Consider the following 23,937-nt stretch of genomic DNA (forward strand, 5'->3'; position numbering starts at 1 on the left):
CCACAGTTCGTTCCGCCTAAACGCCCCCGGAGCCCCCTTGGCGAAGACCCTCTTTGAAAAGATCTGGGACCGCCATCTCGTGCAGCGGCTGGATGCGACCTCGGACCTGATCCTGGTCGATCGGGTGTTCCTGCACGAACGCACCGGCTCGGTCGCCCTGCGCAGCCTCAAGCAGGCCGGGAGAGCGGTCGCCGCTCCACGGCAGGTGTTCTGCACCATGGACCATGTGGTCGACACCTTCCCGGGTCGGGGGGACAAGACCACCATGCCCACCGGCATGAACTTCATCACCGCCACCCGCGAGGCGGCGCTGGAAGCCGGACTGACGCTGTTCGACCTGGGCGACGAGCGCCAAGGCATCGTCCATGTGATCTCGCCCGAGCAGGGCATCGTGCTGCCGGGCGCGACCGTGGTCTGCCCCGACAGTCACACCTGCACTCAAGGGGCGCTGGGGGCGCTGGCCTGGGGCATCGGATCGACCGAGGCCGAGCACGCGCTGGCGACCCGAACCTTGCGGGTCGCGCGCCCGAAGACCATGCGGATCAACATCCGCGGCCGCCTGGACGAGGGCGTGACGGCCAAGGACCTGGCGCTGCATATCCTGGCCACGCTGTCGTCGTCGGGCGCACGCGGCCATGCGGTGGAATACGCCGGTGAAGCCGTCCGCGCCCTGCCGGTCGAGGCGCGCCTGACCCTCTGCAACATGGCGACCGAACTCTCGGCCTTCACCGCCCTGATCGCCCCCGACGACACCACGTTCGAGTACCTTCAAGGCCGGCCCTACGCGCCGAAGGGCGACATGTGGGATCAGGCCCTGGCCGAATGGCGCGATCTGTCCAGCGACGCCGAGGCGGTGTTCGACGTCGAGCACCACATCGACGCCGGCGAAGTCGCGCCGATGATCACCTGGGGCACCAGTCCGCAGCAAGGCGTCGGGATCAATGGGCGCGTTCCGCTGTTCGAGGAGGTCGCCGGCCGCGACAGCCGCGAGGCCTATGACCGCGCCTTGAAATACATGGACCTGACGCCAGGCGCGGAGCTGGCGGACGTCGCCATCGATGCGGCTTTCATCGGCTCATGCACCAACAGCCGGATCAGCGACCTGCGCCGGGCGGCCGCGATCCTGAAGGGCCGCAAGGTCGCGCCGGGCGTGACGGCGATCTGCGTGCCGGGCTCCACCGCCGTCAAGCAGGCGGCCGAGGCCGAGGGGTTGGACCAGGTGTTCAAGGCCGCGGGCTTCGAATGGCGTGAATCCGGCTGCTCGATGTGCTTCTTCGCCGGCGGCGAGAGCTTCGGGCCAAAGAGCCGGGTCGTCACCTCGACCAATCGCAATTTCGAAAGCCGTCAGGGCCCGGAAACGAGGTCCCATCTCGCCTCGCCCGAGACCGTCGCGGCCTCCGCCGTGGCCGGCCGTCTCGCCGACCACCGCCGCCTGCTGTCGTAGGGACGCATCGATGCAATCCTTCACGAACCTGACCGCGGTCGCCATGCCCCTCGTCCGCGCCAATATCGACACCGACGCCATCATCCCCTCGCGGGAGATGAAGGGGGTCTCCAAGACCGGCCTGAAGGACGGCCTGTTCGCGGGCTGGCGCTATACGCAGATCGGCGGCCGCGAGCCTACGCCAGGGTTTCCGCTCAACGACCCGAGCTATGACGGCTGCGCCATCCTGCTCGGCGGCGAGAATTTCGGCTGCGGGTCGAGCCGCGAGCACGCCGCCTGGGCGCTGGCCGAATACGGGTTCCGGGCGATCATTGCGCCGTCCTTCAATCCGATCTTCTTCGGCAACTGCGTGCGCAACGGCATCGTGCCGGTCATCGCGGATCTGGCCTTCATCGAGGCCGCCGCCAAGGCGGTTTCGCAGGCGCCCCAGACCCACAGGATGACGGTCGACCTCGAGGCGATGACCGTGACCTCGCCCGACAATGCGAAGGCTGGCTTCGCGCTGGAGCCCGAGGCTCGCGAGATGCTGCTGCACGGCCTCGACGGCATCGACCTGACTCTGCGCCTGCGCGACAAGATCGACGCCAGCGTCGACGCCGACCGGCTCGCGCGGCCCTGGATCTATCTCTAGGCCGCCCCTTCGCGGCGCTCGTCGACGAGGGTGATCTGGAACAGCCGCTCATCGCGGAACCAGTGCCAGGTCCGCGCGCGGCTAAGGCCGTCCGCCGAGAGCTGAAGCATCTCGCAGACCTCGACGCCGGGCTGCGCCGTAAAGCCGAAGGTCAGGTAGAGCGTCCGGTCGTCCAGCGCCCGCATGCGACCGGCGATCCGGCCGTTGTCGAAGACGATCTCCTCGCCCTCCAGCACGCCTTCGAACACCAAGCTCTGCGTGCGGCCGTCCGGCCAGAGGTAGTCGCTCTCCTGCCGATAGGTCCGCCGTCCCAACCCGTCCTGCGGGAACGAAACGTCGATCCGAAAATCATAACGGTCCAGCACCTCGAGCTTCGGCGTGACGAAGGTGTAGGTCCCGGTCCAGACGCCCGCATGCTTGGCCAGCAGCGGCAGCCGCTGCCCGATCAGAAAATCGTCAGTCATCAGGCTTGGCCCTCACGAAAAACGGGGCGGCGCGCGACAACTCGCCGCCCCTGCTGGAGCCGCTACTTCGCGGCCGCCGCCTTGCGATCGAGGACCTTTTTGAAATAGGTCCAGCTCGTCTCGTTGGGACGCTTGTCGTCCACCGGCGGCGGGGCGGCGTATTCGGGATAGTTGGCCTTGATCTGCTCGCGGATCACCGGCGGCAGGGCGTCGATCCCGGCGACCGTCTGGCCCGTCGCGTTCACGACCATCAGCCCAGAGCGCCCGCTCATCTCCATCCAAGGCAGCCATTCGGCGACGCGCACCCACGCGACGATCGGGCTGGCTTCGGACTTCTTGGGATCGAGCAGATCGGCCTCGTCCGCGGCGAAGTCGAAAATCTCCATCGCGTGATAGTGGTTGCCGACAAAGGTCTGATAATCGCCCGCCAGCGGGTTCTTGTAGAACAGCGGGATTTCCGAGGCCATGAACACCCGGCCATTCTGCACCCGGGCGTTCAGGGAGAACGGCTTGCCGGCGGCGTCAGTCGCGAACATCGGGGGCATGTTCACCGGATCGTTGGCGACGTGGATCACGTCCACGGTCTTGCCCGTCCAAGGATTTTTCCAGGTCGTCAGCGCCTCGCCGGTCTTCGGGTCGAGGTAGAACATCAACTCGCGCGAGACCATGCGGAAGCCCGGCCCCTTGACCGGATCGTTGATCGTCACGCACTGGCGAACGTTCATGCCCTCGACGTTGAACAGGTGCTTGTCCGGCTCGCCAGGCACGCGCGAATAGGCCCGACCGGACCAGTGATAGACCACCGGCTTGCTGTCCTTGGTCGAGCACTGGACCTTGCGCATGGCGGTCAGGGCGTCGGCGCCCTTGGACAGGTCCAGCGGCTTGGCCAGAACCGGCGAGGCCGCGGCCATCGCCGCCAACCCGGCCAGCATCGCCAGGTGAGAGATCATCTTCTTCATGGGTTTTCCCCTCCGATTAGAATGCGTCAGCCGAGCCGATAGAGCTTGGGCTCGATGGGCTGGTTGAGGTCGTAGGCCGTCCACCAGATCTCGTTCTGCTTCACGCCGTCATAGAACAGGCGCACGCGCCCCGGCTGGGTGAAGCTGACGCCCGGGTTACGGTAGAAGTGCGAGTAGCGCCGCTCGTGCCACCCCTTGGGCGTCGCGAAGCCGAGCCAGACCACCTGGAAGTCGTCCTTGGTGATCCCGAACAGCGTCTTGCCGCCGCCCGGATCGTTGACCCGCACCGTGTAGATCGGCCGCCCGTCGGCCTCGTCGTCGGGCAGGCGATCGATGCTGAAGCCGTCATTGAGCGCGAAGCGGATGATCCCGAAGCCGAAGTTCTCCGACCATTCCTTGGACGCCGCGGCCCCGGGGATGGCCCCCTTCTCGTTGTAGGTGTCCACCCCGTCGAAGGCGATCTGGTAGTAGAGCGAGCCATCGGCCCGCTTGGCGTCGATCCGCACCATGCCGTTGGCGGCATGGGCCTCGGCCGAGGCCGTGGGATAGGTCCGCCACATCCGATAGTCGGGCGACACGATGTGGTTCGCCTGGGTTCCGCTGGCGAAGAACACAGCCTTGCCCGTCATGATCAGCGTGCGCGGCTTGGCCCAGTCGGCCCCGCCCGCGGCGGCATGGGCGCGGGCGATGATCTCGGCGCCGGACAGTTCCGCGGCGGCCTGCGCCATCGCCGGTCCCGCTGCTCCGACCACGGCGATTCCCGCGCCGAGGGCGACGAACGCCTCCCGGCGACTCAGTCCGCCCGCCCCCGAATCCGCCTTCCGATTGTCACGTTCCAGCACCAGTTCCCCCAAAAACGCTCAACAAGGCCGGGCCACCGCTGCGCTTAGCGATCGTCGGTTGACAAGCGCGCGACAGTCCATGACCAAATGGCCTATTAGTATAACAATGGTCCAATTCGGATCGTATGGAAGGGGGGAAATGCTTCTCATGTCAAAATCAATCTTGAGAAGATGTCTGCTGGCTTCAGCGGGCCTTGGCGTTCTCGTCACCGCCGCGCCGGCCTTCGCCGCCACGGACGGCGACGCCCAGCAGATCGAGGAATTGGTCGTCACCGCGCGGAAGCGCGAGGAAACCCTGAAAGACATCCCGATCGCGGTTTCGGCCTTCACGACCCAGGCCATGGAAAACCGTCAGATCCAGGACATCACCGACATCGCCCAGTTCACGCCGGGCCTGCAGTCCCAGGAAAGCTTCGGCCGCAGCGCCGACCGCCCGGTCATCCGCGGCGCGTCCAACATCCTGGTCTCCGACGGCAAGGTCGGCGTCTTCATCGACGGCATTCCCTACTACGGTGAGTTCGGCTCCCTCGACCTCGAGAACGCCCAGCGCGTCGAAGTCATCAAGGGTCCGCAATCGGCCGTGTTCGGCCGCGGCACCCTGACCGGCGCGGTCAACATCGTCAGCCGCCGGCCGAGCAACGAATTCGAAGGCCGCATCAAGGCGACCATCGGCTCCTATGGCCGCAAGGAACTGGGCGCCATGGTCTCCGGGCCGATCACCTCGTGGATGAGCGGCGAAGTCGGCTTCAAGGCCTACAATTTCGACGGTCAGTACGACAATCTGGCCATGCCCGGCAGCAAACTCGGCTCGGAAAAGTCCGGTCAGCTCACCGGCGCGCTGTTCTTCAAGCCGACGGAGGACATCAGCGCCTCGGTCCGTTACCTGCACACCGACGACAACGACGGCCTGTATCCGATCGCGCTGCAGCGCTCGACCGCCAACAACTGCTTCCTGACCACCCGCCCCTACTACTGCGGCACGGTCGGCTCGCCCAAGTCGTTCGCGCTCAACACCGACAAGCTGCTCAACCCGGGCACGCATCGCACCGCCGACCGCTTCTTCGGGTCGGTCGACTGGGACATCCTCGGATCCGGCTACACCGTTTCCTACCAGACCGGCGCCAGCGAAGTGTACCGCTCCACCGGGACCGACCAGTCCTATGACGGCCGCGAGTTCTTCCTGTTCGGCGCGTCCTGCCCGTTCATCCCAATCGGCAACCAGGACTGCTCGCGCTCGGCGTTCAACACCACCGACGCGGCGCGGCGTAACTCCTGGACCAACGAAGTCCGCCTCAGCTCGCCCGGCGATCAGCCGATCCGCTGGCGCGTCGGCGTCTATCAGGGCCTGGACCGCAACAAGCCGCTGGCCCGGTACCTGGAAGCCACGGAAGCGGGCCTCGACCTGCTGGGCGACCAGACCCGCGTCAAGAACACCGCCGTCTTCGGCGGCCTGGACTGGGACATCGTCTCGGGCCTGACGCTGGGCCTCGAACTTCGCCGCCAGAAGGACGACGTGCAGGCCGAAACCCTGGCCTATCGCGCTGACCAGTACTTCGCGCCGGAATATCTGCGGAGCCTGCGCGGCGGCAATCCGGCCCAGATCATCGGCGTCGCCAACAAGCGCCAGCAGACCTTCGAGGCCACGCTTCCGCGCGTGACCCTGAACTGGAAGATGAACCCGGACGTCTCGTTCTACGCCCAGTACGCCGAGGGCAACTCGCCCGGCGGCTTCAACCCGGCCGACGCCCCGCAAAGCTCTTACGAAGAAGAGAGCCTGAAGAACTACGAAATCGGGGCCAAGACCTCGATCCTGGGCTTCGACTATCTGAACCTGTCGCTGTTCTTCAACGACTATTCGGGCCAGGTGCTGACCAACACCTATATCGGCGCGACCACCGGCGTCGTCAGCAGCTACAAGGCCAACATCGGCACCACCGAGGTCAAGGGCCTGGAACTGGAAGGCGCCCGCAGGCTTCCGGCCGGCTTCAGCGTCCAGTTCGGCTACACCTATCTCGACGCCGAGATCACCAAGGGCATCGAGCCGGAACAGGCGATCCTGCTGAAGGGCCGGGCCTGCAAGACCGGCACGACCACCAACCTGTCCCTGCCGGGTTGCCTCGACGCCGCTTCGATCGCCGGCAAAGTTCCGCCGCTGGTCTCCAAGCACGCCGGTTCGTTCAGCCTGCGCTACGACACCACCCTATCGGGCGACTGGGACGCCTTCGCCAACGCCGACGTGATCTATCGCTCGTCCTACTTCGACCAGGTGATGAACCTGGCCGAGACCGGCGACTCGACCAAGGTCAACCTGCAGCTCGGCGTGCGGAACACCACCGGTCTGCGCGTGTCGCTCTGGGGCAAGAACGTCTTCAACGAAGACACCCCCGAGGGCATCCTGCGTTACCTCGATCTGGCCCTGGGCGTGCCCAAGGCTCCGTCGGGCGACACGGCTCGCGCCTTCGCCATCACCCCGCCGCGCAAGGCCGAATGGGGCGTGAGCGTCAGCAAGACCTTCTAGTCCGAAGGGGACGCCGCCTGCGGGCGGCGTCCATCCTCGCGGCGACACAAAAAAGGGCCGCCGGAGAAATCCGGCGGCCCTTTCGTCTTCAATGATCGGGGAATCAGCGGACGCGCGTTTCCTTGATGCAGGTGCGCTTGAAGAGCTTGTCTTCATTGAACCAATGCCAGGTGCGGCCGCGATGCTGGCCATCTTCCGAGAGCTGGATCATCTCGTAGAGATAGGTGCCGGGCTCGCCCTTGCGGGTCCAGGTCAGGACCACAGTGCGCTCGTCGATCTCCCAGGCGCTGCCTTCGATCCGGTCGGTGTCCCACCAGATGCGGTTGTCGCGGAAGGTCGCCGGGAAGTGGATCTCTTCCTCGCGGCCGTCGTCCCAGATGTAGGTGTTGATCTGGTGATAGGCGAACGGGCCCTCGGCGGGGAACATGCACTGCAGCTTGGAGCGGTGCCGATCGATTTCCTTGTTGTCGATGTCGACATGGATATAGACGCCTTCCCAGTCGCCTTCATGGCGCGCCAGAACAGGCATCGCCTTACGGATGTCGCCCATCTAATCCTCTCCCTCGTTGATAATTCCGCCGCCCGGTGGGGTGCGTATAATGATATAGTTTTATATCATTTCGACCTCGCCGCCACAATCGCACAAGGTGCACTTCGATGCCGATCTATTTCGCCGACCAGACCCTTTGCCTCGACCTGGACGGCGACGTGGCGCTGCTGACGCTCAACCGTCCGGAAAAGCGCAATGCGCTGAATAAGGCGATGTGGGAGGCCCTGCCCCAGGCCATCGAGGCCGTGGCGCGCAATGACGACGCCAAGGTGCTGGTGCTGACCGGCGCGGGCGGCCACTTCGCGGCTGGGGCCGATATCTCCGAATTTGAATCCGTCTACGCGACCCGCGACAGCACCCAGGCCTATTTCGCCAGCGTCGCGCGCGGCATGGACGCGGTCGCTGATCTGGCCAAGCCGGTGATCGCCCAGATCGCCGGGGCCTGCGTCGGCGGCGGCATGGGCCTGGCGCTCTGCTGCGACCTGCGGTTGGCCAGCGCCGACGCCAAACTAGGCATCACGCCTGGCAAGCTCGGCCTGATGTACAGCCTGGCCGACACCAAGCGGCTAGTGGACGCGGTCGGCGCCTCTTCGGCCAAGGACATGCTGATGACCGGCCGCATCCTGCCGGCCCCGGAGGCTCACGCGATCAGGCTGGTCGACGAGGTCCACGCCGCCGATGACCTGGCCCGCGCCGTCGCCGAGAAAGCTGGCGCCGTCGCCAAGGCCTCGCAGTGGTCGGCCCGCAAGACCAAGGCGATCATCGCCCTGATCCTGCAAGGCGTCCCGGCCGACACCCCCCAGACCGAAGCCTGGTTGCTGGACGCCGTGGAGGGCGCGGACTTCATCGAGGGCCGCGACGCCTTCCTCGCCAAGCGCGCGCCGGTCTTCCCCTTCCGCTAGCCGCGGAAGGCCGGCGGGGCGGCCACCGGATCAGCGAGCAGAGCCGCCAGCCCCAGCGCCACGTCGTCGTCCCAGGCCATCACCTGGACCGACAGCGGCAGGCCGCCTGGCGACATTCCGACCGGGAACGCCGTCGCCGGCAGGCCCAGGAAATCGGCCAGCGCCGTGAAGTCCGCCTGATTGGCGGGCGCCGGCGTCTCGAACGCGAAGGCCGCCTGCGGCGCGGTCGGCATCAGGACCGCTTCATAGGGCGAGAGAACTTCGCTGATGCGGGCCGCGACCTCGCCCAGCTCGCGATAGGCCTTGGCCAGCTTCCAGGCCGGTTGCTCCGCGCCCCAGGTCAGCAGCTTGCGCAAACCGGGCGTGAAGCCCTCCGGATCGGCGGCCAGCATCGCCTGGTGTTCGACGAAGCCCTCGGCCTCGGACATCAGCAGGCCAAGGCGGCGCATGGCCCCAAAGTCGTAGTCGAGACGCACGGTCTCCAGGGTCAGGCCGGCGGCGCGCGCGCGCCCCATCGTCGCATCAAAGGCGGCCTGCACCGCCGGCTCGACCTCGACCTGACCTGCGAAGTCCAGCACCGCCAGCGGCGCCTGGCCAAGCGCCGAACGCGGCGCGGCGACGAAGGCCTCGTCGCCCATGTCGCCCGACAGTCCGCCGCTCGCCTGGTCCAGCAGAGCGGCGCAATCCTCAATCGAACGCGCGTGAACGCCGACGTGATCCAGCGTCCAGGACAGCGCCACGACTTGGTCGGTGTCGATCAGTCCCTGGGTCGGCTTGTGGGCGTAGACCCCGCAATAGCCGGAGGGGATACGGACGCTGCCCATGGTGTCGGTGCCCAGCGCTGCGGCGCAGAGGCCAGCGGCCACGGCGGCCCCAGATCCGCCCGACGAACCACCGGCGGTGAACCCGTGCCGATGCGGATTATGGCAACGGCCGAAGGCGGCGTTGTCCGTCGTCGCGCCCAGGGCGGCCTCGTGCATGTTGAGAATGCCGAGGATCACCGCGCCGGCCGCTTTGAGATTGCCGACCACGGCGGCGTCTTCCGGCGCCAGCCGGTCCCGATAGGCGGCGATACCGGCGTGCCACGGCAGGCCGGCGACGGCGATGTTCGCCTTCACCGCCACCGGCGCGCCGTCCAGCGGCGACAACGGTGAACCCGCCGCCCATCGCGCCGCGCTCGCCTCGGCGGCCGCCCTCGCCCCCGCCGCATCGACAGTGACATAGGCGCCAAGCTGCGGGTTCAACCGTTCGATCCGCGCCAGATAGGCCTCGGTGGCCTCCAGCGGCGTGATCGCCCGGCTGCGGTAGAGTTCGGTCAGGCCCGTGAGCCCCGCGTCGACGATCGGATTGGCGAAGCTCATTTGTCGAAACGCTCATCGATCAGCCGGATCGGCTTCTGGCGGACGTCGATCTGGGTCAGGGCCGCGGTGCCGCCCTTGGCCGCCAACTCCACCTGGACCTCGATGCCGATCTTGCGCTTCAGGATGTCGCTGAAGGCCTGGGCGACATTGGGATCGGACGAGGTCGTCTCGGCCACCACCACGAAGGTGTCGCGGCCGGCCTCGTCGCGGCGCGCCCTGCAGATGAACTCCTTGCCGAAGGCTGGGTGCTCGTCGAGCATCGGCCCGATCCCCTGCGGGAAGATGTTGATCCCGCGGATCTTCACCATGTTGTCGGACCGGCCCATGAAGCCCTCGATCCGCTTGAAGTTCACGCCGATCGACGAGGAACCCGACTTCACCTGGGTCACGTCGTGGGTGTTGAAGCGGATGATCGGATAGAGGTCGTCCTTGTAGAGGCAGGTGCAGACCATATCGCCGGTCTCGCCATCGGCCACCGGCTTGCCGGTGTCGATGTCGCAGACCTCCAGGAACTGCGCGTCCTCCATCACATAGAGGCCGTCGCGGTCCGGGCCCTCGCCGGCGATACAGCCGGTGTCGCCGACGCCGTACCAGTCGAAGCACTGCGCCCCGCCCCAGGCCTCGCCCATGGCGACCTTGTCCTCGCGGCCCAGGTGGCCCGAGATCATCCGCACAGGGATGTCCCGGCCCGGCTCCAGGCCGGCCTCACGGGCGACCTCAGCCAGCTTCTTGATGTAGTCGGCGAAGCCCACGATGACCGTCGCGCCGAAGTTGCGCATCAACTCGACCTGCTGCACCGAACGGGTCTCGACGCCCGTGCCGGCCGACAGGAAGACGGCGCTGGTCCAGTGGGTGACCGCTTCGCGGACATAGTGGCCGCCATTGATCATGCCGTGGCCGTAGACCGAGTGGACGACGTCGTCGGGACGCATGCCCTGGAAGCGATAGAGCCGGCCCAGCAGCAGGTTCTGGACCTCACGGCTCTTGGCGCCGAACAGCAGCACCTGCGGCTTGCCGGTGGTGCCCGAGGTGGTGTGCAAGATCACCGGCGGGCGGTGCTCATAGCTTTCGAAACCGGCGAAATCGCCCAGCGGCGGGGCGCGATCCAGGCTGGCCATGATGTCGGACTTGTCGAACGACGGCAGGTTCGGAAGGTCGTCGAGCGAGCGGATATCGCCTCGCTCCACGCCCGCCGCGCCCCACAGGCGCTGATAGAACGGGGTCTTCCAGGCGCGGTCGACGCAGCGCAGGAACAGGCGGTTTTGATGGTCGCGCAAGGCGTCGCGGCTGGTCTGGGTGGCGAAGCGGACGAAATCGTCACCCACCGGGTGGTCGCGGGTCATCGCCGCGAAATCGATTTCCTGCCAGTAGGTGCGGTGCGTGTCGTTCATGGCTCTCTCCCAGCGGCGAGCCGGAAGGCTGCGGCCGCGTCGTCCAGGTGTTCAAAATCTTCAAGCAGCGCCGCAAGCGGCGCATGGATGGCCTCGAGGCCGCCAAAGGCGAGGCAGCTACGGGCCTTTTCGAGGTGTTGTTCGCGGCTCAGCGGCCAGGCCGGCGAGCCGAACTGGGCGGCGACCTCGATCCGCAGTTCGCGGCCGTCGCGGGTACGAGCGACGGCGACGGCGGGCGTGAAGGCGGCCGGATCGGGATCGCCGTTATCCTCGACGCTGATCTTTGCGGCGATGGCGTGCAGCGCCGGATCGGCCAGGCTGGCGGCGGTGAAGTCGCCCAGACCCACCGCGCCGCGCGTCAGCACGAGACCGGCGAGATAGGGGAAGCACAGCCGCGCATGGGCCGGGCCCATGCCCTCGATCACCTGCCGACCGACCAGCCGCTTGATCAGCGGCGGCGCGCTGTAGGTCAGGCTCTCCAGATCGTCGGCGGTCAGGCCGTGCTGCGCCATCAGGGCCTGGGTGGCGACGATGGCGCCATGGGCGGCGCGTCCGGTCGGGAACGGCTTCCAACTCACCTCGGCGATGCGGTGGACCTTGCCCAGGCTCTCCAGAACCGGCGCCAGATCATAGCCGTCCTCGAACAGGGTCAGATAGCCGAACGGGCCGTCGATCGAGCGCAGCGGCCCCGGCAGCCCCGCCACCGCCACATCGACGGCGGTGATGGCGCCGCGGGCGGCGTTGGCGATCTGGACCGGCAGGGCCGGCTTGCCCTCGGTATGGGCCTGCATGGTGCCGCCGGCGAAGGCCAGCGCGTAACCGAGCGCGTCGAGCGCCACCACGCGCGGCAGGCGGCGCAACCGCGCCAGCGCCGCGACGCAGCCGAAGATGCCGGCGGTGGCAGGACGGAAAAACTTCAGCGACGTGGTCGCCGCCACACCGAGGCCGGCGGCGACGTCCACCCCTGCAGCCAAGGCCGTCAGCAAGTCCTCGCCCCCATAGGGTCCGGAGCGTTCGGCCTCGGCGATCAAGACCGAGGCGATGGTGGCCAGCGGGTGCACGACCGCCGGCTCGTGAACGCAGTCGAACTCCTGCGAGTGGATCTGGAACGCGTTGACGAACGCCGCCGAGGGCGCGGGCAACCGCAGCTCCGGGCGTCCCAGCACCGAGCATTCGCTCCCCGCCCCCCAACCGCTCGCGGCGGCGCGGATAGCGTCGGCATAGGGCGCGTTGGCCCCGGCCACGCCGACGCACAGGGTGTCATGCAGGAAGATGCGCGCCGCCTGACGCGCCGGCTCCGGCAGGGCGGCCCACTCCAGACCCAGGGCGTGGTCGATCAGCACTTCGGCCGGGTTCATCAGCGCTCTCCAGGCAAGGCTGCGGTGAAGTCGGAGACCTTGGCCCAGCCGCCCTGCCCCAGGGCGGCGGCGATCAGTCGTTCAGCGCCGTCGCTGGCCAGGCCGCCCCAGGCCATCAGGCTGCGGGCCTTGCCGAGCAGCTGGGCCTCGCTGACCGGCCGCTCGGGATCGCCGAGGGCGTCGGGCGCCTCGGCGCTCAGGCTCGAACCGTTCGTGAAGCGGGCCAGCGCCGAGGCGCCGAACCGCGCCGGGTAACGCGCGGTGATGGCCGGGTCTTCGGCGACGTTCACCTGAGCCCTCAGCCCGACGAGGCGAGGCTCGTCCAACTGCTCCTGAGTAAACCGCTCGACCGCCGCGTCGCCGTGCAGCCAGGTGATGGCCGCCGCATGCTGAAGAGAGAACTTGCCCTGCCCCGTGGTCACGGGCGTCGGGCGGTCGCAGAAAGTCAGGGCGTCGCGGTAGGAGCGAACCTCCAGGCTTTGCAGCGTCCGGCCAGCGGCCTGGGCGCGCAATTCCAGCACCGCGTCGATGGTCGCGTGGGCGTGGCGGCAGGCGGCGTGCGGCTTGAAACTGACATCGTGGATCGCCCAGGCGCCCTCGGCGTCTCGCAGGACGTCCTGCGGATCGGCGCCCGGGCACATGGCGGCGAAGAAGCCTTGAGGCCCCTCGAAGATCGCCAGCGGCCCCGCGAAATCTCGTTGCGCCAGGAAGGCCGAGGCCAGGCCGTTGGCGGCCGCCCGTCCGTTATGCAGCGCCTTGGTGAACACCGGCTCGTTCCGCACCTGCCAAAGACCTGACGCCTGCTGACCGGCATTGCCCAGCGCCCAGGCCGTGGCGCGCACGTCCAGCCCCATCAGGCTCGCCACCGCCGCCGCGGCGCCGAAGCCGCCGCAGGTCGCGGTCGTGTGGAAGTTCGCATAGTGCCCGGGACCGACCGCGCGCCCGACGCGGATCATCGCCTCGTAACCGCGGACGATTGCGTCCAGTAGCGCCGCGCCGTCCTCGACGCCCAGGACTTCGGCCGCCGCCAGCACCGCGGGCACGACCACCGGCCCCGGATGCAGCAGGGCGCGCTTGTCGACATCGTCCATTTCCAGGATCGCGCCAGCCGGACCATTGGCCAGGGCCGCCGCCTGGGGGCCCGTCGCCCGGCCCCCGACGACGTGGCAGGAACCACGCCCTTCGAGCTGGGCCAGGCTTCGAATTTCACCTACTCCAGGCTCACGTGCGCCGGCCACCGCGCAGCCGGCCCAGTCGAGCAGGTGCAGCCGGGCGCGCGCCCGGTCGGCGCCCGTGACCGGGCGGCTCAGCGCCTCGGCCAGGCGAAGCGCGATGGTCGGAACTTGGCTCACGAACGCCAGCCCTCTCCAGCGTTGGCGTTGATGGCGGGCAGTTCGGGGTCGATCTGGGCCGGTTCCGCCAGGAAGCGGATCGGCGCGCCGACGATCTCCGAGCCATCGGCGCCCCAGGCCAACATCCCGTGCTGGGCGAGCGCCGGGTCCTCGAAGGTTTCCTTCAGATTGCGCACTGGCGCGAAACAGACGTCGAGGCCATCGAACCACTGCTCCCACTCGGCGCGGGTCTTCTCGCGGAACTTCTCACGGAAGAAAGCGCGCAGCGGTTCCTGGCCGGGACCAGGCGGCAGGGCCGCGTAGTCGACCAGGTCGAGCCGGTCCCAGGCCTTCAGCAGGTTCTGGGCGAACTTCAGCTCCGAGCCGCCCAGCACCACCCATTGGCCGTCCCGGGTCTCATAGAGATTGAACATCGCATTGCCGCCCCAGGACCGTTCGTCCTTGGGAACGTGGGGCTCACCGGTCGCGAAGATCTTGCCGGTGACGTTCGGGGTCCAGGCCAGGACGCTGTCGAACATCGAGACGTCGAGATAGTCGCCGAGCCCGGTCTGCTGGCGGCGCAGCAGCGCCATCAGCACGCCCGAGAGCGCGGTCAGCGAGGCGAAGGCGTCGGCCACCGGCATGTGCGGCATGGCCGGCTTACCGTCCTGGCCCTCGTTGAGCGAAATCACCCCGGCCATGGCCTGGACCGCAACGTCGTGGGCCGGACGATCCCGGTGGGGACCGTCCTGGCCGAAGGCGCTGATCGAGCAATAGACGACGCCCGGATTGACCGCGCGCACCGCCTCGTAGCCCACGCCCAGGCGATCCACGACGCCGGGCCGGAAGGCCTCCAGCACGACGTCGGCGTCCTTGGCCAGCGCCCAGAACACCGCCTGGCCTTCCTCCGACTTCAGGTTCAGCTGCATCGACCGCTTGCCGCGGTGGGTGTTGCGGAACCAGACGGAGGCGCCGTTCTTCTCGTAGCCGATATGGCGCGTAGGCTCGCCCTCTCCCGCCGGCTCGATCTTGATCACGTCCGCGCCGTGGTCGGCCATCATGACGCTCAGCATCGGGCCGGGCAGAAACAGGGAGAGGTCGAGGACCTTGACGCCTTCGAGCTTCATTCGCCGCCCAACAGCTCGTCGTTGTGCTCGCCCATCTTCGGGGCGCGAACCCCAGGCGCACGCTTGCCGTTCACCTTGATCGGCGAGGCCAGCATGTGCAGGCCCTCGGGGCGATCGGGGTGCTCGACCACGTCGCGCATGGCGATCTCGGCCACATACGGATTGGCCAACGCGTCCTTCAGATCCTTGACCGGGGCGAACGGCGCCTTGCCGCCCAGCAACGCCATCCACTCGTCGGTGGTGTGCTTGGCGAAGACGGCGTCCAGCGCTTCCGTCAGCTCGGCCACGTGCTTGCGGCGCGAGGGAATGTCGACAAAGCGCGGGTCGGCCTTCAGGTGCGGAGCCTGGGCAAGCTCGCAGAACACGTCCCAGAACTTCGGGGTCTGGCAGAGCAGCATGGCCCAGCCGTCCTTGGTCCGCACCATCTGCGAGGGCGCGATGGAGGGGTGTGCGCCGCGCGGCAGACGGCCGACGTCGTGGCCCTCGTTCATCGACCACACCGCCGGATAGGAGGTTTGATGCAGGGCGACGTCGAATAGCGAGACGTCGACGTCGCAGCCCTCGCCCGTCGTCTTGGCCGACAGCAGCGCCGAGACGATCGAGAAGGCGAACATCGAGCCGGTCATGAAGTCGACCATCGACAGGCCGAAGCGCACGGGCGGGCCGTCCGGCTCGCCGGTCATGGTCATGAAGCCGGCCTCGGCCTGCATCAGGTAGTCGTAGCCCGGCCAGGTCGCGCGGCTGTTGTCGCGGCCGTAGGCCGAGAGGTGCGCGCAGACGATCTTTGGATTGATCGCCTTCAGGTGATCATAGGTGATCCGCAGCTTCTCGGGCTGATCACCGCGGACATTGTTGACCACCGCGTCGGCCGAGGCGACCAGGCGCTCGAAAGCCGCGCGGCCCTCGGGCGACTTGATCTCCAGCGACACCGACTTCTTGCCGCGGGAGAAGGTCTGGAAGAACTGGCTGTCGCCCTCTCCCAGGAAGTACGGGCCGGTGGCGCGCGAGACGTCGCCGCCCATCGACGGGGCTTCGATCTTGATGACCTCGGCGCCCAGTTCGCTCATCAGCTGGGTGCCATAGGGACCTGCGCCGTACTGCTCGACGGCGAGGATCCGGATCCCCTCCAGGGGACGCTTAAGGGCGGCCATCAGATCGGGTTCCTGGCGACGAGCTGCTTGGCGATGATGATCCGCTGCATCTCGTTGGTGCCTTCGCCGATGCACATCAGCGGGGCGTCGCGGTAGAGGCGCTCGATCGGATATTCCTTGGAGTAACCGTAGGCGCCGTGGATGCGCATGGCTTCGGTCGCCACCTCGAGAGCGGTCTCCGAGGCGAAGTACTTCGCCATGCCAGCTTCCATGTCGATCCGGCCGCCGGCGTCGAAGGCGCGGGCGGCGTCATTGACCAGCAGTTCGGCCGCGCGGGTCTTGGCGGCCATCTCGCCGAGCTTCAGCTGGATCGCCTGGTGCTCGCAGATCGGCTTGCCCATGGTCTTGCGCATCTGGGCGTACTTGACGCTCTCGGCCAGCGCGCGGCGGGCGATGCCGACCGAACGGGAGGCGACATTGATGCGGCCGATCTCCAGGCCGCCGGTCGCCATCAGGAAGCCCTTGCCCTCCTCGCCGCCGACCAGCGACAGCTCGGCCGAGCACTCGTAGTCCTCGAAGATGAACTCGCCGGAATCGATGCCCTTGTAGCCAAGCTTCTCGAGCTTCTTACCGTTCTTAACCCCGGGCAGCGGGACGCGGGTGTCGGGGTCGATCTTCGGGGTGATCAGCATGCTGATCCCCTTGTGGCGCGGTTGCGCCTCGGTGTCGGTCTTCACCAGCAGGGCGCAGACATGGCCCTGGATGGCGTTGGAGATCCACGTCTTGGTTCCGTTGACGACATAGTTGTCGCCGACCCGGCGGGCGACCGTACGGATGCCCTGCAGGTCGGTGCCGGCGTCCGGTTCGGTGAGGCCAAGGCAGCCGCGCAGCTCGCCGGAGGCGAAGCGGGGCAGCCAGTATTCCCGTTGCCGCTCGGTGCCGAATTTCTGCACCACCAGCGACATCATCAGGTGGGAGTTGAAGATGCCGGTCAGCGACATCCACTCCTCGGAGATCCGGGTGACGATCTTCGAATAGGTCGAGGCCGAGAGGCCGAGCCCGCCGTACTCCGGCGAGATCAGCGCGCCGAACAGGCCCAGCTCAGTCATGTCGTTGACCAGGTCGGCCGGCCATTCGTCGTCATGCTCGAGCTGCATGGCGACGGGCGCGACCTTCTTCTCCAGCCACCGCTCGATGGAATCGAGGATGGCGCGTTCGTCGGCGTCGGAGATCTGGGATTGGACGTCCATCAGTAGTTCCCCACCTTGTCTTCGACGGCGTTGCCGCGGCCGGGGATCAGCATGTTGCGCGTGAAGGTGCAGATGGTTTCGCCGCGCTGGTTCTTGCCCAGCGTGCGGATCGTCACGATGCCCTGGCCGGGCCGCGACTTGCTCTCGCGCTTGGCCAGCACTTCGCTCTCGCCATAGATCGTGTCGCCGGCGAACACCGGCGCGGTGAATTTCACGTCGTCCATGCCCAGATTAGCGATCGCCTTCTGGCTGGTGTCGGTGACGCTCATGCCGATCAGCAGAGCCAGGGTGTAGGGGCTGACCACCAGGTTCTTGCCGAACTCCGAGGCCTTCGCGAACTCGGCGTCGAAGTGCATCGGGTGGGTGTTCAGCGTCAGCAGCGTGAACAGGTGGTTGTCGTACTCGGTGACCGTCTTACCGGGGCGATGTTCGTAGACGTCGCCGACGTGGAAGTCCTCGAAGTACCGGCCAAAGGTCTCGCGGTAGCGTTGGGGGCCAACTTCTTTCCAGGTCTGAACCATGTGTCTCAAGCGCCTCCAGCGCGTTCAAGTGTGCGTTGCGCCGCCCGGATGACGGGCAGATCGATGAGTTTTCCGTCGAGCTGGACGGCCCCGCCCTCGGCGGCCTCGAAGGCCTCCATCACGCGTTGGGCGTGGGCGACGGCGGCCGGGCTCGAGGTGAAGACGGTGTTGACCGGGGCCACTTGGTCCGGGTGGATGCAGGAGCGGCCGGTGAAGCCCATGGCCTTTACGCGGGTGGTCGTGGCGATGAGGCCCTCGGGGTCCTTGATGTCGAGATACGGCACGTCGAGCAGCTCGACCCCGCCGCGCGCGCAGGCGGCGACAAGCTGGCCGCGGGCGAAGGCCAGGGCGTCCCACTCCATGTCCGACCCGATTTCCGCCGAATAGTCGGCGCCGCCGAACAGCACGCCGCCGACGCCGGGCGCCGCCGCGATGTCCCAGGCGTTGCGCAGGCCCTCAGGGCTCTCGATCACCGGCCAGACCGGCGGGCAGTCGGGGCCGATGCGTTCGCGCACCAGGGCCACCTGCTCGGCGGTTTCGAGCTTGGGAACCATCACGAAGGCGGCCGATTTCGGCGCGGCGCGCAGGGCCTCGCAATCGGCCGCGAAGGGCGCGGTCGTCACGCCGTTGATGCGCAGGCCAAAGCGGCCGCTCGTATCGGCTTGCAGAAACGCCATCGCCTCAGCGCGCGCCTGCTCCTTCTGGTGCGGGGGGACCGCGTCTTCCAGGTCGATGCAGACGGTGTCGGCGCCCGCGGCGCCGGCCTTGGGGAAACGCTCGGGCCGAGCGCCCGGAACGAACAGGAGAGTACGGAAGGTCACGATGCCTCGATCTGGATTGAGGGAGAAACGGCCATGCCGCGGGCCACGCCCGGTCGGTCGGCCAGGTCGGCCTCATAGCGTTGCAGGTTGGCGTAGCCGCTCAGTCCGCCAGCCAGCCGCTTGGCCGAGGTGGCGACCACCGGATAGAGCAGGCAATCGACGACCCCGAACTGCTCGCCCATGACGAACGGGCGCTCGGCGAGACGTTGATCGAACACCGCCAGCGCGTCGCGGCAGCCCTGGGTCATCATGGTTTCAAGCCAGGGCGTCGGTTCCGGCGCCAGGTTGGTGGCGAAGAACTGCATGGCGAACGGCATGGCGACCGACGAGGAGATCGCCGCCGCCCACATCAGTTCCTCGGCCCGCGCCTGGGCGCCCTTGGCCAGCAGGTCGCCGCCGGCCTTCTCCGCCAGGTAGAAGACAATGGCCATCGACTCCGACAGCGCGATCGGCTGGCCGCCCGGCCCGTCTGGATCGAGCAGGGCCGGCGCCTTGGCGAAGGGGTTCAGCGCCCGAAACGCCGCGGTCTTGTGCTCACCGGCCACGAGGTCGACGAACGAGACGCTGTAAGGCAGCCCCGTCTCCTCCAGGGCGATATGCACCTTCTGGCCGTTGGCGGTCGGAACTGAACGCAACTCGATCACGACAGCGGCCTCAAACCGCCGGGGCCGGAACGGCGGCGGCGAACGCCTTAGCGATCTCCTCGCGGCTGGCGATCCACACGCCGGTCTTGCCCTGCACGTAGTCGAGGAAGGCCTTGAAGGCGCCGATGCGGCCCGGACGGCCGATGATCCGCAGGTGCAAGCCCAGGCTCATGTAACGGGCGCCGACCTCGTCGGCCTCGGCGTAGAGCTGGTCGAAGGTGTCGATGGCGTAGGCCAGCCAGTCGCGGGTGGTCAGCGACGGCGCCAGCCAGAACTTCATGTCGTTGGAGTCCAACGCGTACGGCATGATCAGCATCGGCTTCTTGGAGCCGTCAGCCATCTCCACGACATCCCAGAACGGGAAGTCATCGGAGTAGTCGTCCATGTGATAGGAGTAACCCTCCTCCACCAGCAGCCGGCGCGTGGCGTCGGTGTGGAGGTAGCGCGACAGCCAGCCGCTCGGGCGCTTGCCGGTGGTCTGCTCCAGCGAGGTCCAGCCCTTGCGGATGAACTCCCGCTCCTGCTCTTCCTTCATCCAGAACTGGTGCGCCCAGCGATAGCCGTGGCAGCAGACCTCGTCGCCGCGCGCAACGATGGCCTGGGCCAGGTCCGGCGCGCGTTCGAGCGCCAGGGCCGCCGCCGTCCAGGTCGCGCGGATCTTGTACTCGTCCAGCAGGCGCAGCACGCGCGGCGCGCCGGCCTTGATCCCGTACTGATAGTTGCTCTCGTTGCCGTGCATCCGCATCGGACGCTTCGGGACGGCGGACAGCTCATCGACCGGCTCAGGCCCCTTGTCGCCGTCGCGGATGTTCTGCTCGGCGCCTTCCTCGACATTGACGACGATGGAGAGCGCGAACTTCGAGCCGTTGGGCCAGGTGAAATCGGCGGGTGCGGGCATCAGTGCGGCTCCTCGCCGCCGGAGACGTTCATGCTCTCGGCGGTGATGTAGGCGGCCTCGTCCGAGCACAGGAAAGCGACGGCCTTGGCGGTGTCTTCAGGCAGGCCCGGGCGTCCCAGCGGGATGCGCGCGGCCATCTTCTGCAGGTAGTCGTCGACCGAGGCCGCGCCCGTCACCTTGGCGAAGTACTCGTTCTGCCAGGCGCCGAGGCCCGTGGTGACGTGATTGGGGCAGACGTTGTTGACGGTGATGCCGTAGGCGCCGAGCTCGATGGCCGCCGAACGGGTCAGGCCGACCAGCCCATGCTTGGAGGCGGTGTAGGCCTGGGCGTGCGGGAAGCCGGACTTGGCGGCCTGGGAGGCGATGTTGACGATCCGCCCGCCCTTGCCCTGCGCCGCCATGACTTCGGCGGCGGCCTTCAGGCCGAAGAACGCGCCAGTCAGATTGACGTCGATCACCGCCTGCCACTCGTCGGGCGAGACCTCCAGCAGCGGCTTCATGATGTAGCCGATGCCGGCGTTGTTCACCCAGATGTCGAGCGAGCCGTGCGTGGCGACCGCCTGATCGGCCATGGCCCGGACCTGGGCCCAATCGCGCACGTCGCAGACGCAGGTCGAGGCCTGGCCGCCGGCGGCGCGGATGTCGGCGGCGATCGCCTCCATCTCCTCGGTCGCCCCGATCATGGCCCCCGGCGTGGCGGCGTCCTTTGACGCGCCGATGTCGGAGATCACCACCGCTGCGCCCTCCTCGGCCAAGCGGCGCGCGATGGCTTCACCTAGCCCCTTGCGACGCCCCGAGCCGGTGATGACGGCGGTCTTGCCGGTGAAGCGCCCCATCAAGCTTCCGCCTTCGCGCGCTTCCAGCCGATCTTCTTGGTGAGCATGAAGGTCACGTCGGCCATGCCGGCGAAATCGCCAGCGATCTTCTGCATGACCGGAGTGCCGACATCCTCGCCGAACTGACCCATGTCGCGGACGTCGATGATCTCGACATAGCGATAGGGCGGCTTCTCCTCGGAACCGAGCAGGCCGGTGGTCTTGAAGACCTCGAACTTACGAATCGAGGCCAGGCCGTTGACGGTCGGCAGGTCGACAGCGCGCGCCCAGGCCTCGTAGTCCGCAACCTTCACGCCCGGCTTCAAGTTGAAGAATGCGATGATGCGCGTCGTGGCCATGGGCCGTCCCTCCTGCCGCGACAGGGTGCGCCCCTGTCATGCGATAAATGATATAAACGTATACCATTTGACATGGGAACCCTTTTTCCAGGCGATCACATCAAGATCGGGGACTCCCTTTGTGGGCCAGGACGACGGGGCTTCGACAAATGACCTACATATATACCATTTGATCTGAAAGCTGGTTTGCGCGAAGTTGGATGCAGAGACTGAGGAGATCGGCCCCATGGACGGTTCAGGCGACCTGAAGAACGCTGGCCCCGCGCAGAACTATGACGGCCCCCCGGACTACCGAGTCGTCGGGCGGCACGGCGTCTTCCCCCAAACCAGCCATGACGAAATCGCGCGGCTGAACTTCCTCGCGCACATGAACCGCCACCTCTCGACGCGAGTCATGCCGCACGTGAAAACCGCGTGGGATCAGCGCGCCGAACCGAAATTCCAGAAGGACGCCGGCCGCGCGCCCAGCGACCGTCATGAGGTCCGCAAGGCCCTGCTGAAGGATCCGACCTTCCAGACTTGGTCAGCGCTTCGCCGCATGACCATGGAGCAGCGCCAGCAAGCCGGCCGCTGGACCACCATCCGCCAGGCCGAGGCCCTCGCCGCCCAGACCCGCGACCTGACCGAGGGCGACGCTCGCCTGCAACTGAACCCCGCCCTGCCGATCCCGCGCTATGTCTCGGCCGTCGACCACCACTGCATGCCGGGCAGCTATCATACCGAACTGTTCCCGGGCGACGTCTCGGGGGCGGCCAACTACGACCACGCCATCTTCGCGACCACCGGCGGCATGCTGGGGCGCTATTCCGACGGCGGCGGACAGGCGGTGGTCAAGTGGGTGGCCAAGAACCTGCCCGACCTGAAGCCGACGCGGATCCTCGAGATCGGCGCGACGCTGGGCCAGAACCTCGTGCCGATCGCCAAGGCGTTCCCCGAGGCCGAGGTCGTCGCCGTGGACGTCGGCGGGCCGGTGCTGCGCTATGGCCTGGCGCGGGCCAAGTCGATGGGCGTGGAGAACCTCACCTGCGTCCAGGCCGACGGCTCGGACCTGTCGATGTTCCCCGATGAGAGCTTCGACTGGATCCAGACCACCATGTTCCTGCACGAGCTGTCCTACAGCTCGATGCGCGCGATCTTCAGCGAGACCTACCGCCTGCTGAAGCCCGGCGGCGTGGTCCTGCATGTGGAGCAGCCGCAGTACGCCGCGGGCATGCCGCTGTTCGAACAGGCGATGCGCGACTGGGACGCCTTCTACAACAACGAGCCGTTCTGGAGCACGCTGCACGAGATCGACATCGACGCCTATCTGACGACGGCGGGTTTCGACGCGGGCAAGCTGATCCATGGCGGCGTGACCGCGGTGGTCGAGAAGGAAATCTTCCCCGACGCCGCCGACGACGACAGCGAAGACTACGGCCGCAAGGCCGCGTGGCATGTGATCGGAGCCCGTAAGTGAGCGTACAGGAAGCCCTTCTGCGGGCGTCGAACAAGCCCGCCGGCAAGCGTCCCTATTTCCTCGACCACGAGGTCGAGCGCGTCCTGGCCATCACCATGGCCGCGGTTCAGGAACTGGCGGTCGCGCGCGAACGGATCGACACGCTCGAGCGTCTGCTGGAGCGCAAGGGCCTGGTGGCCCGCGACGAGATCGAGGCCTTCGAGCCGACCCCCGACCAGGCCGCCGAGCGCGGACTTTGGATGCAGGAATACCTCGCCCGCGTGCTGCGCATCGTCCAGCAGGAGGCCGAGGCCGTAGAGGCCACCGCCCAGGGCGACCTCTATTCGGAAGAAGTCGCCATCGAGATCGCAGAAGGCAAGGCGTGACCACCGGTCCGGCCGCGCACGCGATCTCCAGCCTGATCCGCGCGGCGGTCTTCGTCCGCGACCTGGACCGGTCCACGGCCTTCTATCGGGCGCTGGGATTCGACACGGTCTATTACGAGGGCGAACTCGATCCGGCCTCCACGGCCGCGGCCCTGCATACGCCGGCGAGCACCACAGCGCGGTGCCGTATCCTGAAGAACGCCGGTGCCCCCAATTTCGGGATGGTCGGTCTGTTCGAGTTGGATGGACCGCCCCTGGAGCCCCTGCCCTTCGCCTATGGACCTCCACGGCTCGGCGAGACGGCGCTGGTCTTCTACGCCAGGCCGATCGACGCGGCGGTGGCGGCGGCGCGCAAGGCCGGCGCCAGCTGGTCTCCGGACCCCAGCCTGTTTGTCATGCCCCATCGCCAGCAGAAGGAAGTCTGTCTGCGTGACCCGGACGGGGCCTTGATCAACCTGATTGAACGCGACCCGGCCGAGCAGAACTCCACCCAGCCGGTCGCGGCCTGATCCTAGGTCAGGCCAGGCGCCTCGATCAGCAGGACCTGGCACTCGGCGATCCCCTCCCGCATCGTCTTTGCGGCCTGGTATTCGGGGCTGTTCCAGAAGGCTTGGGCCGTGGCGCGATCCGGCCACTCCGAGATGACCACCGAACTGCCCTCGCCCCACGGGCCTTCCAACGACACCGCGCCGGGCGCGCGCACGACGTAGCGGCCGCCGAACTGCGTGATCAAGGCGGCGGCGACCTTGGCGTACCCCTCGACGAAGGCCTGACGATCCTTGAGTTGGGCGGTGACGATCATATAGGCGGGCATGCGTGTCCTCTGTTGCCAACGGCGC

Annotated in this window: 25 protein-coding genes; 7 read left to right on the forward strand and 18 right to left on the reverse strand. The window is 67.5% G+C overall.

Annotated features, from left to right (window positions below; genetic code table 11):
* Nucleotides 1-37 precede the first annotated feature (37 nt).
* Nucleotides 38-1,444 carry a 3-isopropylmalate dehydratase large subunit gene (locus tag ASE02_RS21380; protein WP_056737212.1) on the forward strand — a complete coding sequence of 469 codons (1,407 nt, stop codon included), beginning with the start codon at nt 38-40 and terminating at the stop codon, nt 1,442-1,444.
* A gap of 10 nt (nt 1,445-1,454) precedes the next feature.
* Entirely contained in the window at nt 1,455-2,075 is a 621-nt protein-coding gene (gene leuD, locus ASE02_RS21385; protein ID WP_056737214.1) for a 3-isopropylmalate dehydratase small subunit, read from the forward strand.
* Here the strand turns inward: leuD and ASE02_RS21390 are convergent.
* The 3 genes from ASE02_RS21390 to ASE02_RS21400 all read right to left on the reverse strand — a co-directional run bounded on the left by ASE02_RS21390 (nt 2,072) and on the right by ASE02_RS21400 (nt 4,226).
* Nucleotides 2,072-2,539, reverse strand: coding sequence for a DUF3598 family protein (locus ASE02_RS21390; protein WP_056737216.1), 468 nt, complete (start codon nt 2,537-2,539; stop codon nt 2,072-2,074). The genes leuD and ASE02_RS21390 overlap by 4 nt on opposite strands.
* Nucleotides 2,540-2,601: 62 nt before the next feature.
* Nucleotides 2,602-3,498 (reverse strand): DUF1838 family protein, encoded by an 897-nt coding sequence (locus ASE02_RS21395; protein ID WP_056737217.1) that lies wholly within the window; start codon nt 3,496-3,498, stop codon nt 2,602-2,604.
* Between the two features lie 26 nt (nt 3,499-3,524).
* Entirely contained in the window at nt 3,525-4,226 is a 702-nt protein-coding gene (locus tag ASE02_RS21400) for a hypothetical protein (RefSeq protein ID WP_162257206.1), read from the reverse strand.
* 262 nt (nt 4,227-4,488) lie between these two features.
* On the opposite strand from ASE02_RS21400, the gene ASE02_RS21405 reads away from it, so the two are divergent.
* Nucleotides 4,489-6,858 (forward strand): TonB-dependent receptor, encoded by a 2,370-nt coding sequence (locus ASE02_RS21405; RefSeq protein ID WP_162257207.1) that lies wholly within the window; start codon nt 4,489-4,491, stop codon nt 6,856-6,858.
* 103 nt (nt 6,859-6,961) lie between these two features.
* Here the strand turns inward: ASE02_RS21405 and ASE02_RS21410 are convergent, their stop codons facing one another.
* Nucleotides 6,962-7,408 (reverse strand): hypothetical protein, encoded by a 447-nt coding sequence (locus ASE02_RS21410; RefSeq protein ID WP_056737223.1) that lies wholly within the window; start codon nt 7,406-7,408, stop codon nt 6,962-6,964.
* A gap of 107 nt (nt 7,409-7,515) precedes the next feature.
* Between ASE02_RS21410 and ASE02_RS21415 the strand changes: the two genes are divergently transcribed.
* Nucleotides 7,516-8,310, forward strand: a complete 795-nt coding sequence (locus tag ASE02_RS21415; protein WP_056737225.1) for an enoyl-CoA hydratase/isomerase family protein — start codon at nt 7,516-7,518, stop codon at nt 8,308-8,310.
* Here the strand turns inward: ASE02_RS21415 and ASE02_RS21420 are convergent.
* The 13 genes from ASE02_RS21420 to ASE02_RS21480 are packed head-to-tail and all read right to left on the reverse strand — an operon-like array spanning nt 8,307 to nt 21,277.
* Nucleotides 8,307-9,671, reverse strand: coding sequence for an amidase (locus ASE02_RS21420; RefSeq protein ID WP_056737227.1), 1,365 nt, complete (start codon nt 9,669-9,671; stop codon nt 8,307-8,309). The two genes, ASE02_RS21415 and ASE02_RS21420, sit on opposite strands and share 4 nt — an antisense overlap.
* The gene (locus ASE02_RS21425; protein WP_056737229.1) at nt 9,668-11,062 is read right to left on the reverse strand and encodes a phenylacetate--CoA ligase family protein; all 1,395 of its coding nucleotides are present in this window, start codon (nt 11,060-11,062) and stop codon (nt 9,668-9,670) included. Before ASE02_RS21425 ends, ASE02_RS21420 begins: the two co-directional genes overlap by 4 nt.
* Nucleotides 11,059-12,420, reverse strand: coding sequence for an MmgE/PrpD family protein (locus ASE02_RS21430; protein ID WP_082602264.1), 1,362 nt, complete (start codon nt 12,418-12,420; stop codon nt 11,059-11,061). The genes ASE02_RS21425 and ASE02_RS21430 overlap by 4 nt, the downstream gene beginning before the upstream one ends.
* A complete protein-coding gene (locus tag ASE02_RS21435; RefSeq protein ID WP_162257208.1) occupies nt 12,420-13,772 on the reverse strand; it encodes an MmgE/PrpD family protein in 1,353 nt (450 codons plus the stop codon). The genes ASE02_RS21430 and ASE02_RS21435 overlap by 1 nt, the downstream gene beginning before the upstream one ends.
* Nucleotides 13,769-14,878, reverse strand: coding sequence for a CaiB/BaiF CoA-transferase family protein (locus ASE02_RS21440; RefSeq protein WP_056737232.1), 1,110 nt, complete (start codon nt 14,876-14,878; stop codon nt 13,769-13,771). Before ASE02_RS21440 ends, ASE02_RS21435 begins: the two co-directional genes overlap by 4 nt.
* Nucleotides 14,875-16,029, reverse strand: coding sequence for a CaiB/BaiF CoA-transferase family protein (locus tag ASE02_RS21445; protein WP_056737235.1), 1,155 nt, complete (start codon nt 16,027-16,029; stop codon nt 14,875-14,877). Before ASE02_RS21445 ends, ASE02_RS21440 begins: the two co-directional genes overlap by 4 nt.
* Nucleotides 16,029-17,219 carry an acyl-CoA dehydrogenase family protein gene (locus tag ASE02_RS21450; RefSeq protein ID WP_056737237.1) on the reverse strand — a complete coding sequence of 397 codons (1,191 nt, stop codon included), beginning with the start codon at nt 17,217-17,219 and terminating at the stop codon, nt 16,029-16,031. Before ASE02_RS21450 ends, ASE02_RS21445 begins: the two co-directional genes overlap by 1 nt.
* Nucleotides 17,219-17,740: a MaoC family dehydratase gene (locus ASE02_RS21455; protein WP_056737239.1), complete on the reverse strand. Its 522-nt coding sequence runs from the start codon at nt 17,738-17,740 to the stop codon at nt 17,219-17,221. Before ASE02_RS21455 ends, ASE02_RS21450 begins: the two co-directional genes overlap by 1 nt.
* A 5-nt stretch (nt 17,741-17,745) precedes the next feature.
* On the reverse strand, nt 17,746-18,561 hold the full coding sequence (locus ASE02_RS21460; RefSeq protein WP_200957735.1) for a CoA ester lyase: 816 nt from the start codon (nt 18,559-18,561) through the stop codon (nt 17,746-17,748).
* The gene (locus ASE02_RS21465; protein ID WP_056737243.1) at nt 18,558-19,205 is read right to left on the reverse strand and encodes a glutathione S-transferase family protein; all 648 of its coding nucleotides are present in this window, start codon (nt 19,203-19,205) and stop codon (nt 18,558-18,560) included. Before ASE02_RS21465 ends, ASE02_RS21460 begins: the two co-directional genes overlap by 4 nt.
* 10 nt (nt 19,206-19,215) lie before the next feature.
* On the reverse strand, nt 19,216-20,103 hold the full coding sequence (locus ASE02_RS21470) for a polysaccharide deacetylase family protein (protein WP_056737246.1): 888 nt from the start codon (nt 20,101-20,103) through the stop codon (nt 19,216-19,218).
* The gene (locus ASE02_RS21475) at nt 20,103-20,939 is read right to left on the reverse strand and encodes an SDR family NAD(P)-dependent oxidoreductase (protein ID WP_056737248.1); all 837 of its coding nucleotides are present in this window, start codon (nt 20,937-20,939) and stop codon (nt 20,103-20,105) included. Before ASE02_RS21475 ends, ASE02_RS21470 begins: the two co-directional genes overlap by 1 nt.
* Nucleotides 20,939-21,277, reverse strand: a complete 339-nt coding sequence (locus tag ASE02_RS21480) for an REDY-like protein HapK (RefSeq protein ID WP_056737249.1) — start codon at nt 21,275-21,277, stop codon at nt 20,939-20,941. The genes ASE02_RS21475 and ASE02_RS21480 overlap by 1 nt, the downstream gene beginning before the upstream one ends.
* Before the next feature lie 226 nt (nt 21,278-21,503).
* Here ASE02_RS21480 and ASE02_RS21485 point away from each other — a divergent pair, with 226 nt between their 5' ends.
* Genes ASE02_RS21485 through ASE02_RS21495 form a run of 3 tightly spaced genes read left to right on the forward strand, consistent with a single transcriptional unit; the run spans nt 21,504 to nt 23,607 of the window.
* A complete protein-coding gene (locus ASE02_RS21485; RefSeq protein WP_056737251.1) occupies nt 21,504-22,733 on the forward strand; it encodes a class I SAM-dependent methyltransferase in 1,230 nt (409 codons plus the stop codon).
* Entirely contained in the window at nt 22,730-23,098 is a 369-nt protein-coding gene (locus tag ASE02_RS21490; protein WP_056737253.1) for a hypothetical protein, read from the forward strand. Before ASE02_RS21485 ends, ASE02_RS21490 begins: the two co-directional genes overlap by 4 nt.
* Complete coding sequence (locus ASE02_RS21495) at nt 23,095-23,607, forward strand: VOC family protein (protein ID WP_056737255.1); 513 nt, start codon at nt 23,095-23,097, stop codon at nt 23,605-23,607. Before ASE02_RS21490 ends, ASE02_RS21495 begins: the two co-directional genes overlap by 4 nt.
* Nucleotides 23,608-23,609: 2 nt before the next feature.
* On the opposite strand, the gene ASE02_RS21500 is transcribed toward ASE02_RS21495, so the two are convergent.
* Nucleotides 23,610-23,912 (reverse strand): DUF1330 domain-containing protein, encoded by a 303-nt coding sequence (locus ASE02_RS21500; protein WP_056737258.1) that lies wholly within the window; start codon nt 23,910-23,912, stop codon nt 23,610-23,612.
* Between the last annotated feature and the right edge of the window lie 25 nt (nt 23,913-23,937).

The organism is Phenylobacterium sp. Root700, from assembly GCF_001429025.1.
Lineage (GTDB): Bacteria > Pseudomonadota > Alphaproteobacteria > Caulobacterales > Caulobacteraceae > Phenylobacterium.